Raw genomic sequence first — 14,265 nt, 5'->3', positions numbered from 1 at the left:
ATTCAGACAACTGAGACGGCACGACTAGGTCACTCCGACACTGTCATTCTGAAAACGTGTATCGTGAGCCACGAAACGTATACGGCGTCGTGTCATACGGGACTCTCCCCGGTTTCACCTCATATTAAGGTCATATAGAGAGTCCACAAGCTGCGTATATTTCGATACGCAGGAATCAACCACTCCGCTACACGATCAAGCCTATCTGCTGCGTGTGTGGTCTCTGACGTTCACCGATCTCCTCCGTGATGAACTCCTCTACCGACCCCGGTTTTCATCCGCACCTTCTCGGCAAAAAATCGGGATCGCCCAAGACCATTCGTTCCATTCTGGACGCGATTGGGCTGTTCTCACGTACACCTGAACCTGTCCTGGACCGGCTCACAGCGATGGCCGCCCGTGTTGTTGGCGCGGATCGGGCGGGCATTGTCCTTCTCAACGGGAAATACGCGGAGTTCATATCCGTCGCTGGCGAATTGCCCAGAACCATCTCGCACCGCGGGGCCCCACCCTTCACCCGCTCGGGGGTCGTCGTTTCGACAGACGAGATTCGCGACGAGCCCTTGATCCATGCGGGAGATGGAATTATAACTCGACAACTGACCGACGACTCGATTTACTCGCACGATGCGTTTCAGGAGGTCACTCCCGGCGTTGAGGTCGCCTGCGAAATCCCGCTTCTTTCCTTGACGAATAACCAGGTCGGAGCTCTGACCGCATTCTTCACCTCGTCGGAGGTCGAGGACCTAGACGCTGTTCATGCCACCCTCGCTGACCTCGCCGGACTGGCATGCCTGGAAATAAACGGGCGGGCTCGCGAGGTCCGTCACCAGGACATTCTTGAAAGCATTACGGACGGCTTTTTCGCTCTTGACGAGGACTGGTGCTTTACCTACGTCAACCGGCATGCCGAGTCACTTCTTCAGCGGTCGCGCGAGGAGTTGCTCGGAAAAAACGTGTGGGACGAGTTTCCAGAAGCGGTCGACCTTCCTTTTTACGAAGAATATCATCGTGCGGCCAAAGAGGGCGAAAATACGCGGTTCACAGCGTACTTCCCTCCGCTCGACTGCTGGTTCGACGTTCACGCATTCCCGTTTCGTGGCGGCCTATCGGTGTATTTTGATGACGTGAGCGATCGCATCGCGTCCAAGGAGCGGCTTCGTGTACTGTCTGCTGCAGTCGAGCAAATCTACGATGCCGTGGTGATTACGCGCCCGACAACATCCACGGGCGATGGACCCGAGATCGTCTACGTAAATCGGGCGTTCGAGCAGATGACTGGATACAGCCGGGATGAAGTGATCGGTCAGACTCCAAAGATTCTCCAGGGCCCCAAAACGGATCCGGAGCAACTGGATGCACTTCGCGAGGCGCTTGAGAACGAGGAGCAATGGTCCGGGGAAACGGTCAACTATCGGAAGGATGGCTCCTCGTATGTCGTGGCGTGGTCCGTCGCGCCTGTGCGCAACGAGGAGGGCGTGATTGAATACTGGGTCTCGGGGCAGCGCGATGTGACGGCACGGCGGGCCATCGAAGAGCAACTTCGACGGCGCGAGTCATACCTGTCGATCACGCTCAACTCGATCGGCGATGCCGTCATCGCAACCGACACGGATGGCCGGATCACGGAAATGAACGACGTAGCGCAGACGCTCACCGGCTGGTCGTCGCCCGAAGCCACCGGCCTCCCACTCAGCGACGTATTCAAGATTCACGACGCGGACACCGGACGCCCCATCGATAATCCGGTAAACGACGTGCTTCGCACGGGCTCCCCGATGAGCCGGAATCAAAACATTGTTCTCACGGCAAAGGACGGCACCGAGTGCCACATCGCTGAAAACGCGTCACCGATCGAAGCATCCGAGGGCGATATCGTCGGCGTCGTTCTCGTCTTTCGCGATATCTCGGAGGCGCATCGACACCACGCGGAGCTCGAACGGGAGCGGGACCTCCTCGCCCGCATCTACGACACCAGTGCCGCCGGCATCACGATCGTCGATTCAGATGGAGCCATCACGAAGGCGAATAAGCGTGCAGAACAGATCCTCGGACTCTCGCAAAGCGAGGTGACGCACCGCGCATACAACGATCCTGCTTGGAACTTAAAAACGATTGACGGCGAGCCGATTCCGGAAAACGAAATTCCGTTCGCCGTGATTAAACGGACCGGCAAGCCCGTGTTTGATGCAGAGCATGCACTACACTGGCCCGATGGAAGCCGGCGTGTCCTCAACGTAAATGGCGCACCGCTCCGCAACGAGCAGAACGAATTTGACGGAGCCATTTTCTTCATCCAGGACGTGACCGACCAGCACGAACGCGAGCGATCGCTTCGAGAATATCGACAGCTCCTGGAAGAGTCACAGCGCATCGCAAACCTTGGCCACTGGGATTGGGATGTCACAACCGGCGAGATTACGTGGTCGGCGGAGACCTATCGGATCTTTGGCATGGATCCAGACACCTTCGAGCCAAGCCTGTCTGCCTACCGCAACCTGGTCGTTCCCCGGGACAGAGACAACGTTCAGGAGGCGATTACCCATATCAAGAAGCATCGCGAACCGACGACCGTCGAGCACGACATCCTGCGACCGGACGGAACCCGGCGCAGGGTCGAGGTCACGGGCCTCCTGTTTGATGCCGACACGGGAGCCGATCAAGAACCACATCGCATTATCGGAACCGTTCTCGACGTAACGGAGCGGCGCGCGAAAGAGCGAACACTCCGCCAGCGAGAAGCGCGTCTCCAGGACCTCTATCATGCGACGGGAACGCTCACGGCGTGTAAGACGCCGTCTGCTCTCGCCCACGTGATCCATGAACTCATCAACGAAACGCTGAATTACCCCGTATGCGGGATCCGCCGCGCCGTGGACGGGTGGCTCGTGCCGGAGGTCGTGTCGTCCCCTCCCGAAGCCAACCTCAGTATGCCGCGGCCCCGATACTCCATTGATGGGCCGGAAAACGCCGCGATATCGTATCGGCAAAATGAGACGATCTACGTCGACGACATTGCCACCACGGATCAGTCACCCGTTGACGGCTCGAGCATTCAATCGGTCCTGTACGTCCCTATCACGGGATATGGTGTCGTCACGATCGGCAGTGATTCCCTCGATGACATCGATCCATTTCACATTCGCCTGATCGAGATTCTGGCGAACAATGCGGAGAGCGTCTACCAACGAATTGAACGCGAGACGTCACTTCTGGCTGCGCGCGATGAGGCGGAGGAAATGAACCGACTCAAGTCTGCTTTCCTCGCTAACATGAGTCACGAGATTCGCACACCGTTGACGTCGATCATCGGATTCGCAGAGCTTCTGCAAGAACGTGACCTGGATGAGACGACGGACCACTTCCTGTCCCTCATGCACAAGAGTGGCAATCGGCTCTTGAATACGCTGAACTCCGTACTCGATCTGTCGCAGCTGGAGGCAGGACTGTTCGACCTTCAGTTCGCATCGATAGACCTGCGACCAGCGATTCGCGGAGTCGTGGAGTCGTTTAGTGCGAATGTCCTGAAGGCGGACATCGATCTGAGTGTTGAGATGGCTTCGTCACCGGTGATGGCGTACGCTGACGAAAGCGCCTTTCGACGCATCGTCATGAATCTGGTGAGCAACGCCATCAAATTTACAGAGCCGGGCGGATCGGTTATCATTCGCGTTCGCGATGCCGGGCCCTGTGCGCAACTCCAGGTCCGGGACACGGGCATCGGTATAGACGATGACTTCATGTCCGATCTGTTCGAGGCATTCACACAGGAGTCAAGTGGAACCGCCCGCGCGTTCGAAGGCTCCGGTCTCGGGCTCACCATTACGAGTCAGCTGGTCGAGCTTATGGACGGGTCGATCGATGTCGATAGCACGAAGGGCGAAGGCACCACGTTTACGGTGACCCTCCCGCGCGTCGCTCCGATGGCGGACCGACCGTAGCCGGTGTTGGCTTACGTTCCCACGGACGTTCGGTCCTCCTTCTTGACGGGCACGACTGCATCCGTCATCCAGCAATCCTCGTACGGCGGATAGCTCTGCCGCTCCAGCTGGAACAGGTAACTGACACGGTCACCGGTCTCGGTGATGACAATGACCCCGACGCGCGCGATATCCCCCGTCACCTGCGGCTCGCTGTATTCGGCCGTGATATGGTCGAGCATGGGTCCGTATGGCGCCGAGGCGAAGAGCGCCCGGAATTGCGTTAATTGACCGGTTTCCGCTCGGCTTTTCGGCGATGCAAAACGGTACGCCGTTTCAACGCCCGCTCCTTCGAATGGAGCATTGTTTTGCTTCAGCGCCTCGACCTGCGTCTGCACAACCTCGACTGGGGTCAGAGAAGGTGATGGTCCGGGAAGAGAGTCCGGTGCAACGGATGGCATCGCCCCGCGCGTTTCAGCGGGGATACACGCAAGTATCAACCCGGTTACGAGGACAACGAAGACGGGTAATGTGGACCGGGACTGTAATGGAACGAGATCCATGATTGTCAGCGAGGTTTGTAAATGGCCAGTCGGAGATTCGTATCCAAATCCCTATCTTGGAGCCGTTACACCGACCTGAACCATCTACGTTGAGGAAAATACGCCGGCTTATCCGATCATGCAGGGAACGTTACAGATATCCTGAGAGCGATACCCGCGAGATGGCGCTTCCTTCGGTATCCCATAACCGATTCGCACTCAGGCGCGACGGCTGGACTCTAGGTCACGCCTACCTCCGTACAAACCACAATATCAGCATACCGCTCCGGCCATCGGCGGGTGCTGATAAACGGCCCGTGTGTGCTACAAACGTTCTTTCCTTAACGAGAGGGATTCGGGCAGGTCCACGTTGACTTTCGCCACAAAAAGATGTTGTTTATATGCACGATTGAAAGCATACCCGTACCCTCTCTGGAGACACACGAATTTGAATTCGCGCGTATATGCACTTCTCTCCATCGCGCCACTATGTCCTGCTCCCACTCGCGATCGTCTGCGCCCTATTCGCGGTACGTTGCGACACGACAGTGGACGCGTTCGTCGATCGTCCGGGATACAAATACTCGATGTACGGCATCCTCGACGTCAACCGCGACACGCAATGGATCCGCGTGGAGAACCTGCAAGACGGCGTTGGAATCGGAGCACCGGATACGCTCGATGTGACGGTTCGATTGACTGATGAAACCGCAGGCACGTCAACCGTTCTGCGCGACTCGATCTTTCGGGACGTATCCGCACTGAACGCGCAATACCACAATTTCTGGACGACGGCTCCGATCCACGCCGAGCACACGTATCGGCTTGACGTAGAACGAGATGGACGTGTCGAGACGACGGCAACGACAACCACGCCCGATTCCGTGTTCACCTACGACACGAGGGGCGGTCGCGGTAGCGAGTTCTATCTCATCGTCACGAGCGAAACTCCGTTGGCAGGAGCAAAAGCCATTTTCACTGGCATCCCGAACAATAAACCCGGATGCGGCGGTCTTACCCCGATCGAAGTCAGGATCGATCTCTATTCCTCTACAGAGGCCGTGTCCGGCGACACGTACCGTATCGAACGGATTGTACCATCAGCGAAGGTGCTTCAGGGCTATGATTGCTACGACTTCGGTTTCGAAAACTTTAAGATCCGGACTGCAGACGGCGGCCCCGACTGGCCCGGCTTTGAAGAATACCACCAGCTCCCACTGGAAGCCACCATCCAACCCGACTCGTTTAGCAATGTCGACGGCGGACATGGATACGTTGCGGGCGTCTATCGGCGCACGTACGTTATCAAAGACGGTAACGTAAAAGATATTTACTGATATGCTGTATTCGTTACCGGCGTGGCGGGGGCACCGCACAGACATGATAGGTTCCGAGGTCGAATGCGCGCATCCTGTCGCTGCTACTTGCGCGCTCCCCGATCCCACTCTGATCTACATGCAGTCGTTTACGTCCCAATCCCTCGTGTTTCACTCTCGAGGTTGCCTATGACTACCGTCCCGACCTCCACCACCCTGTCATTGCTCGCTGCCAGTCTGATGGCGGTATTGATGGTAGGATGCGACACGACAATCGATGCGGTTCAACCGCGCGACGAATACCAGTTTTCGATGTACGGCGTCCTCGACGTGGGTCGAGATACGCAGTGGATCCGGGTGGAAGACCTTCGCGACAGCCTCCCACTCGGCGCGAGGGATGATATCAATGCGACCGTGATGCTTACGGATGAAACGACCGGGACGTCCGTCGAGCTGAACGATTCCATATTTACGTTTGCCTCCGCGCGAGACCTGCGCCAGCACAACTTCTGGACAACCCTTCCCATCCGGGGCATGCACACGTACCGGATCGACGTCATTCGTGAGGGGGACGTCCGCGCCTCCGCGACAACATCGACGCCAGACCCCGACTACGACTACGAGACCATCAACGTCACGGCCGATAGCTTCGACTTTGTCACGTCGGGCATCCCCATGGTGGCTGGTGCACGCCTCGATATCGAACTTGATGCGCGGGAAGACTTCGGGTGCAGCGAGAGTCCGTTCACTGCACGTCTCGACATCTACGCTTCGGTCACCCAAACCGGTGATTCCGAATTCACCACCCCCGTCGATTACGTGTCGTTTCTGGACCAGCCAAGATATCGCTGCTATCGGCGGGCGGATAGCCTCGTGACCCTTCATTTCACCGCCGCCGGATCCGACTGGCCAGAGCTCGATGCGTACAACGACCTTGCGTTCGAAGATGTCGTCCGCCCCGACTCGTTTAGCAACGTCTCAGGTGGCCATGGATACGTCGCCGGAGTCGTGCGCCGAACGTACACCATTGACGTCACGGAAGAAAACGCCCGCATTCTGAGCGTCGAGTAAATACGGCGGCGCAGTCGTCCCTTTCGTCTCGCTACTAAACTCTATCCGCATCTCGTTTTGCCCCTTTTCTCCGTTCTTGGTCCGTTCCTATCCATGCGTGGTTCGAGAAAAACAGGCTATGCTCCCCTTGTAGCGATTTTTGTGGCGGTCGTCCTCGCTGTGTCGTCCCTCCTCTCGCCGCAGGCCCTCGCCCAACGCGGTCCCGAGCCCGTCGTCCTGCGCGGATTTGTACGAGATGCAGATACCGGGCGGCCGCTCTCCGGAGCGAACGTTGTCCTGCTTGATTCGACGAAGATCGTGAAAGCGGTCGCATCGTCCAGCGACGGTTTCTATCAGATCTACGGCCCGGCTCCCGCGGAGTACACTCTTCGCGTCAGCTTTGTCGGCTACGAAACGGATCGGCGCCCGGTTACGCTGGAACCCGGGATGCAGACGGTCGAGATCAACCTTGCGGCCCGGAATGAGGCCCTCGACGGCGTCACCGTGGAAGCGCGTCGCAAGGTCGAAACCGCTCAAGCTGGACTGAAGGAGATCCTGCCGGCGGATCTGCAAACGATCCCCATGCCAGGGCCGGGAAGCGACTTGGCCGGCTACCTCCGGTCGCTTCCCAGCGTTGCCACGCTCGGGGATCGCGGCGGACGACTCTACGTGCGAGGCGGCACACCGTCGCAAAACCTCATTCTTGTGGACGGCATTCCGATCTACAAACCCTTCCACATTATCGGATTCTACTCCGCGTTTCCGTCCGAACTCGTGGCGAGCGCCGATTTCTACGCCGGTGGTTTTGGTGCTGAATACCGTAATACACTTTCCTCAGTGCTGGATGTAAACCTGCGTCCAGGTAATCTGAAGTCGTTCGAGGGCGGCGTCTCGGGAAGCCCGTTTGCGGCATCGGCACGCGCCGAAGGCCCGATTGTCAACGGCTCAAGTTCGTTTCTCGTCCACGCTCGGCAGTCCGTCATCGAGCCCGTCGGCCCCACCCTCCTCGGGGAAGACACACCCTACCGGTTTTATGACGTGACGGCCCGGCTCTTCACGCAGAGCGAAAACAGTCAGTGCAGTGTGACCGGCATTCGTACGTATGACCGGGGTGCCATCAATCCCGCCCGAGATGCACGGTTCAAATGGGCGAATACCTCAGCCGGGGTTCGCTGCCTTACGTTCGGATCCCGCTCACCGCAGATCGTGGATGTCAGCTTTGGCACCGCGCGCTTTACCAACGAGATCTCGAACACCGAGGGCTCCGACCGTAGCGCCACCACATGGGTGCTACGGACCGATCTCAAAATGGAGCAAGAGTTCGGCTGGGGCACGACGTCCGGAGGCTTCAGCGTTGATGTCAATCGTTTCAAGTATGGGTTTCAGGAGCCATTCGTCGGCGTAGATGCAGACGACGAGTTCCTTCTGAAGCTCGGCGGCTTCGTCGGTGCCGGTATCGATATTGGCGACGCGGTGACGGTCTCACCGTCCATTGGAACCGAACTCCCCGTCGGATGGAGCAACCTCACCATCGAGCCCCGCCTGCGCGCCTCCTGGCAGCCAGGCAACTCCGACCGAATGAAACTGTCCGTCGCCGGCGGACTCTATCGGCAGCTCTCAGATGCCGTCGTAGACGAGCGGGACGCCGGGTCGTCGTTTCTCGCGTGGGTAGCCGATCCGCAGTCGCGTCCCCCTCAGGCGATCCATGCCATGGCGGGCTGGAGCCAGCAGCTGACGGATGCCCTCCGCGTCAACATCGAGGGCTACTACAAAACGATGCAGGACCTCCCCGTCGCGAAATGGACGCCGCAGCCGATCTTTAATACAAGCCTCGCCCCCGCCGATGCGGAGGCGTACGGTGGTAGCGTCGTCGTAGAATACAAACAAGGATGGCTCGACCTTTCGGCTAACTACGGGCTTAGCAAGGTGGTCTACTCAGCCGCGACGGACGATCTCGGCGCATGGACCGGTGGCACCGTCGAAACCTACACTCCACCGCATGACCAGCGGCACCGAGTTGGTCTTCGGGCCGCGGCCGATGTCCTGGGCGGTACAGCGAGCCTGCGCTGGCAATTCTCGACCGGTCGGCCATTCACGCAGTCGTACGGCTCCGACGCCTTTCTGGAGATCCTCGGTATTCGCGACCTTCCGGAAGAAACATTCGGCCGCCCGCGCCTCCTCTACAGCGAGACTTACGGCGGACGCCTTCCATCCTACCATCGACTCGACGCGTCCTTTGAGCGGCCCTTTCAGATTCGACCCGGCATGGAGCTAACGCTCGAAGCCGGTGCCATCAATGCATACGACCGCAATAACGTCTTTTATTTCGACCTCTTCCTCGAGGAGCGTGTGGACCAGCTTCCCGTCGTTCCCTACCTGGGGCTCGAGATCAGTTTTCAGTGATTTGACCGGTGCCAAACGGAGTTCGCCGGGAGTCGTCTCGTATCGGCGTCAGCTTACATCAATCTTCGGCATTGACGTTGACATAAATGCGCTCTGTCTCCCTCTAATCAGAGGACGTTGCGTGTATCATGTACGCGATGCAGACTCGTGGAGCCTTCGTGGCGACGTCCCGGCGGGTCGTCTTTGATCAGATCTCCGTCGTCTCCGTCCTGCATCGCCATTATTGATTTAACCACGGTTCGGCCGACATCGATGACGCTCCACCCCCTGATTGTGCTCGGTCTGGTGATGCTCATCAGCTATCCGGCATCCCTTAAAGCTCAATCCGCCGTTCCTTCGGAAACCGTCCTGCCGTACCTGAACGCCGACGAGCTTCGTCCTTCTGAACGCGCACACGGTCTGGGACTCGAACCAAGGCAGATTGGCATCACCCGGCGGGTCAACCGTTCGCCGGCGCTGGACGAGTGGACATCCACCGGGAATCTCCCTCTGCGCACCTGGCGACATCGCGTTGTCGCACCGGGTGCCGTCGGGCTCTCCCTGTTCTTCGACCGCTTCCAGCTTCCGCCAGGCGCAACGCTGACCATTGGTGAACCGGAGAAAACCGACCTCTACGGTCCGTATACAGCCGAAGACGCAACGGAGGCCTCCCACGCAACGCCGATCGTCTGGAACGACACGCTTGTGGTGGAGGTGCGTGTGCCAGCGGATGCCTCTGAGACCGTCACGCTCCGGATCCGTGATGTCGTCCACGCCTTCGACCGTCTTCGATCCGTCACCGGAGCTAAATCCGGCGCGTGCAACATTGACGTGGCGTGCTCTGAGGCCGACCCCTACCGCGACCAGGTTCGATCCGTTGCCACGTACACCTATATCGAAAATAGTGGACAGTTCGTGTGCACCGGCGCACTCGTAAACAACTCGGCGTACGACGCGCGGCCTTTCTTTCTCACCGCAGAGCATTGCATTTCCACGCCGAATACGGCGGTGACAGCCGTGTTCTACTGGAATTACGAAAACTCGACCTGCCGCACTCCAGGCAGCACCGAGAGCGGAAACGAGTCGGATGACAGCCGACAGGAGGAGACCAGCAGCGGCGCGATCATGCGAGCGAGAGCCGGCAATGTGCACAGCCTCGGCACGATCTTCGACGGTCCAGACCTGGTTCTTCTTGAACTCGACGACCCTGCCGATCTGTCGACATTTGGCGTGTACTACAGCGGATGGGACGCATCGGGAGATCCGCCGCAGCAGGCCGTGTCGATCCATCACCCACGCGGCGATGCGAAGCGGATCTCCTTCGACCTGGATCCGCTCCAGCGAACAGCGTACTTCGGATCCACCGAAGACGCCTCGGGCACGCACTGGAAAGTTGGAGCGTGGGATCTCGGAACCACTGAAGTCGGATCATCGGGGTCTCCCCTCTTCGGTGAAAACAAGCGGATCGTCGGGGTCTTGTCGGGGGGAGACGCTGCGTGCGCGGCCGAAGGAGGGGCCGATGACAACAACGAACCGGACTGGTACGGCGCTCTTGCTGCCGGATTCGACGAGACGAGCTTCGGCCACATGACGTTCAGGGAGTGGCTCGATCCGCTGGGCACGGGTACGCTCACGCTGGACGGCGAGTACCTTGATCAGATTCCGGTCGAATTGATCTCTCTCACTGCGACGGGCGGTACAAACGCCGTCACCGTCGAATGGGAAACGGCATCGGAGACGCAGATAACGGGCTTTCGGATCGTATTAACGGGAGACGCACCATCGCATCGACATACGTCGGAGATTATCACCGCACGCGGAGCGCCCAACGCCAGAGCAAGCTACCGACATACGATCAGCAATCTGGCACCCGGCCCGTACCACGTGCGACTCGCTGAAATCACCGTTGACGGTGCCGAGAAAACCATCGGTACGACGCAGGCCACCGTCGGCATGACGGAACGCGTTGCACTGACGCTTCCTTCTCCCCATCCGATTCGATCGCACGGGCGGGTTTACCTCACGGTTCGTAGCGCCCAATCCGTGCAGGTGGATCTCTTCGACGTCCTCGGGCGCCGGGTCGCGCGCCTGCACGACGGACCGATTGCACGGCTCCGCCCGCTTTCGATCGAACTGGATGCGTCCGAACTCGGTGCCGGAACGTATCTGCTTCGTGCACACGGCGAGCGTGGGTCGGCGACCCAACGCGTTGTCATTCTCCCCTAGTGGCCCCAGTGCTACGTCCACATCCATCGGGGAGCCAGGAGTGCGGCAGTGAATGCCACCATCCCGATGACAACCACGCCGGCAGCGATCAGGTCGTCGTACGGAAGCAATCCGGCCGCACCGAGGAGCTGCCACCAATCGTGACTATTTACGTCGCCGGTGATCAGAGGTAAACTCCGATCTCGGGCATCGGCGATGTAGGTGGCGACGTTCATCGCGTTCTGCCCCAGCCATACACAACTGACCTGGACACCCGGCGGATACTCGGACCGGAGGAAGGTCCAGACGAAGAGGCCGGGGAGAATCAACTGGTACAGCGATCCACCTAACAGAAAGAGGGCCCACCCAAACGGCCGGAAAAAGAAGTGCCCGGCTTCGTGGATGAGCAACGATGCGGTGTCGAACACCGTGTAGATTCCGGCAGCGTACCCATAGACGATGTACGCGATCAGCGGTGCGAGGACGACGCTCAGCAGCCAGGGGCGTACGGCCTCCGCAGTCGTCATCGTCCCTTGACGTAGCGGCATACGCTCAGGCGAGTAAGTCCTCCCATGTTGGAGACGCTTCACCGGCCGCTCCGTTCTTATCCGTCACTGTCAGCCCGGCCGCTCCAAGATCGCTCTGGAGAACGCGATACATCGCTCGGCTTTCTTTCACAGTTAGCTCGGTACCGCGGCGCAACTTCGACTGAATCGTTCGAGGATTCAGACCGGCTTCTCTACAGAGATATGAGACGTTGAGAAGCTTCGACAATAGCTGCAAAGATTGAATGTCCAGCATGTCGAGACGGGGCGTCGAGCAAGGATTATCGATATACGTATGGAATGCGAACAGCGCCTAATGCACCCATTCGTCAATGAATTCACACCCTCGCACTCGTTTGAAAGAATAATGATTCGTCATTTCATCACTTTATCGGTGTTATGCGGTTGGATTACGGCCAATCGGTATGCGAGGATGTAATCCGATGTCCGTGTGAGTGGACCGCAATAGCGACCATAAGAGTCGTACGGCTCGCAACGGCAAACCTAACGCCAACGAGGTGTTTGCGAAGACCATGGCGGTTCGACCCTCCATGGTTTGGGCGTCTGGAAGGCGGTGCAGACGTGCTTGGCAGACGGTCTCACCTGGTATCATACACGAAATGGCTTCGAACACAACCGCCTGGCGTCCCGACCTCGAGTGCTCGCCCGGTGCCATCATGTGGACGACAAGCCGTTGGGGAATTCGTCCCTGTAGCGCTCCCGACACATCTGGATGCTTTCGTGGGCCTTGTCCGTCCCGAGAAATCCTTCGACATCTACATCCAGGTGCATCACGTCCTGGTAGTCCTCAAAGAACCACTCGATCTCTCGAAGTTCGTAGTCGGGGAGGTCGTTGACGCTATGATAGTCGTCATACATCGGGTCGTCGCAGTGGACACAGATAATCTTGTCATCATTGTCCCCGCGATCCGTCAGATTGACGATCCCGACCGGGTGGTCCCTCCGTCTTTGTCAGCGTCTCCCGGCCGTGTTGATAGTCGAGATAGAGCACAGCATTCTTGATCGTCGGGAGGGCAGCCACGACGACGAGGAGGATTCCCGTAATGGCGAGTGCGCGTTTCACGGATTAGGTGGTATCATGTCCACACATCGTGTCCCGGCATAAAATAACGTCACCTCCAGAGCCGTGTGTCTGCAAATGCGAGTTCTATACAGACCTTTGCATTCAGTACGGCGCGGGCGTATACCCCTTCACTCCCACGCGGAGGTTCTTGCACACGAATCGGAATTCCAGGAAGTCGCTGTTGCCCGAAAGCACAATGTACGGGCGTTCCGTTCCGTCTGGTGCAGTCCAGATGCACTTCGTCTGTTCAACTGCGAGGCTCACAGGATCGCCTTCGAGACAGTGCCTGTCGTCGAAGTGCAGTTGCGGCATCCCTGTGACCTTGGCCTCTACCACGTCAGAGGCGTTGAAGGTTGCGCCGGCACGCGTAAATCCACAGCTCGCCCACCGCTCCGGTAACGGGTCAGGCATCTGAGCAAAGTCGCCCCGAAGCCTCACACTTCTGCCCGAGAAAACAAGGTCTTCGAGCGCAAAGTGGGCCAGCGACGTAGCGCCGCCGTATATCGACGTGACCATGCGCGACTCCGTGATGAGGTCCGTCCAATTCATGTACGCTGTTCTAAGCCACAGTCTAAGCCAGCGGTGCTCCCCCCGCGGTGAGCAATTGAGACGTGTCGGTTGACGGAAGACGAAATCCGACACGATCCGGTGCGACGGATAGGTTTTTGCACTTTAACGTTTGTCGGTGCGGCTGTCCCTCAATCAGTTGCTCCATCTTGTTCGAGTTGAGCCATCGAGTACACTTCACCCAGCTTAAGACTACCCGTCAGCACGAGAACTGTAGAACTGGCGATTAGCCCGTATGTGAGCAGAGGCAGGGCTTCAGAGAAACCCAGCACCTTCACACTATACAATCCGATTGTACCTACAGCTGCACAAAGACACAGAAGAAATATCGATCCCTTGGACAGACGCTGGAGAATCGATGCATCATCGTCTATAAATGCTTGTGCCAACTTCAGGAGGCCCACGAAAAAAGCAATGCGCCACTCACCCCTTTAAATCCTAAACTTAAGTAGGCCTCGCTATCTGAATATTTGTGTATCTCAAAATATGCTCTTATTCCTAGTAGCGAGAGAAACAGGGAGAGGAAGAAGTAAAGAACGCCTTTGAGACGCTTCAGATAAGCCTTTTTCGTCTGTTTTGACTCCATAAAGTGATATTTAGGTGGTGTGGATTTCGCGACGAACGCGGACCTGGACCATCTGCGGGTGCAACAAA

Annotated in this window: 11 protein-coding genes; 5 read left to right on the top strand and 6 right to left on the bottom strand. The window is 58.2% G+C overall.

The features are described from left to right. The first annotated feature begins 248 nt into the window (after positions 1 to 248). The gene (locus CRI94_RS00630) at positions 249 to 3,941 is read left to right on the top strand and encodes a PAS domain S-box protein (protein ID WP_098073731.1); all 3,693 of its coding nucleotides are present in this window, start codon (positions 249 to 251) and stop codon (positions 3,939 to 3,941) included. A gap of 11 nt (positions 3,942 to 3,952) precedes the next feature. Here the strand turns inward: CRI94_RS00630 and CRI94_RS00625 are convergent, their stop codons facing one another. Further along, positions 3,953 to 4,381 (bottom strand): DUF4864 domain-containing protein, encoded by a 429-nt coding sequence (locus tag CRI94_RS00625; protein ID WP_179862093.1) that lies wholly within the window; start codon positions 4,379 to 4,381, stop codon positions 3,953 to 3,955. A 545-nt stretch (positions 4,382 to 4,926) separates the two neighbouring features. Here CRI94_RS00625 and CRI94_RS00620 point away from each other — a divergent pair. From CRI94_RS00620 to CRI94_RS00605, 4 genes are all read left to right on the top strand, one after another. Further along, positions 4,927 to 5,799 (top strand): hypothetical protein, encoded by an 873-nt coding sequence (locus CRI94_RS00620; RefSeq protein ID WP_098073729.1) that lies wholly within the window; start codon positions 4,927 to 4,929, stop codon positions 5,797 to 5,799. A 168-nt stretch (positions 5,800 to 5,967) separates the two neighbouring features. Next, positions 5,968 to 6,849, top strand: a complete 882-nt coding sequence (locus CRI94_RS00615) for a hypothetical protein (protein WP_143815253.1) — start codon at positions 5,968 to 5,970, stop codon at positions 6,847 to 6,849. A gap of 93 nt (positions 6,850 to 6,942) precedes the next feature. Continuing rightward, positions 6,943 to 9,231: a TonB-dependent receptor gene (locus CRI94_RS00610; protein WP_098073727.1), complete on the top strand. Its 2,289-nt coding sequence runs from the start codon at positions 6,943 to 6,945 to the stop codon at positions 9,229 to 9,231. Positions 9,232 to 9,483: 252 nt separating this feature from the next. After that, entirely contained in the window at positions 9,484 to 11,436 is a 1,953-nt protein-coding gene (locus tag CRI94_RS00605) for a trypsin-like serine protease (protein ID WP_098073726.1), read from the top strand. A gap of 11 nt (positions 11,437 to 11,447) precedes the next feature. Here CRI94_RS00605 and CRI94_RS00600 read toward each other — a convergent pair whose 3' ends face one another. The 5 genes from CRI94_RS00600 to CRI94_RS00585 all read right to left on the bottom strand — a co-directional run bounded on the left by CRI94_RS00600 (position 11,448) and on the right by CRI94_RS00585 (position 13,593). After that, entirely contained in the window at positions 11,448 to 11,963 is a 516-nt protein-coding gene (locus tag CRI94_RS00600) for a hypothetical protein (protein WP_143815252.1), read from the bottom strand. A 4-nt stretch (positions 11,964 to 11,967) separates the two neighbouring features. Beyond that, on the bottom strand, positions 11,968 to 12,216 hold the full coding sequence (locus tag CRI94_RS00595; protein ID WP_098073724.1) for a helix-turn-helix domain-containing protein: 249 nt from the start codon (positions 12,214 to 12,216) through the stop codon (positions 11,968 to 11,970). Between the two features lie 419 nt (positions 12,217 to 12,635). Continuing rightward, positions 12,636 to 12,863 carry an inorganic diphosphatase gene (locus CRI94_RS00590; protein ID WP_245846058.1) on the bottom strand — a complete coding sequence of 76 codons (228 nt, stop codon included), beginning with the start codon at positions 12,861 to 12,863 and terminating at the stop codon, positions 12,636 to 12,638. Between the two features lie 10 nt (positions 12,864 to 12,873). After that, a complete protein-coding gene (locus tag CRI94_RS17590; protein ID WP_179862092.1) occupies positions 12,874 to 13,044 on the bottom strand; it encodes a hypothetical protein in 171 nt (56 codons plus the stop codon). A gap of 102 nt (positions 13,045 to 13,146) precedes the next feature. After that, on the bottom strand, positions 13,147 to 13,593 hold the full coding sequence (locus CRI94_RS00585) for a hypothetical protein (RefSeq protein WP_098073722.1): 447 nt from the start codon (positions 13,591 to 13,593) through the stop codon (positions 13,147 to 13,149). Between the last annotated feature and the right edge of the window lie 672 nt (positions 13,594 to 14,265).

The organism is Longibacter salinarum (assembly GCF_002554795.1).
GTDB lineage: Bacteria > Bacteroidota > Rhodothermia > Rhodothermales > Salinibacteraceae > Longibacter > Longibacter salinarum.
This window is presented reverse-complemented; position numbering and strand designations above follow the sequence as displayed.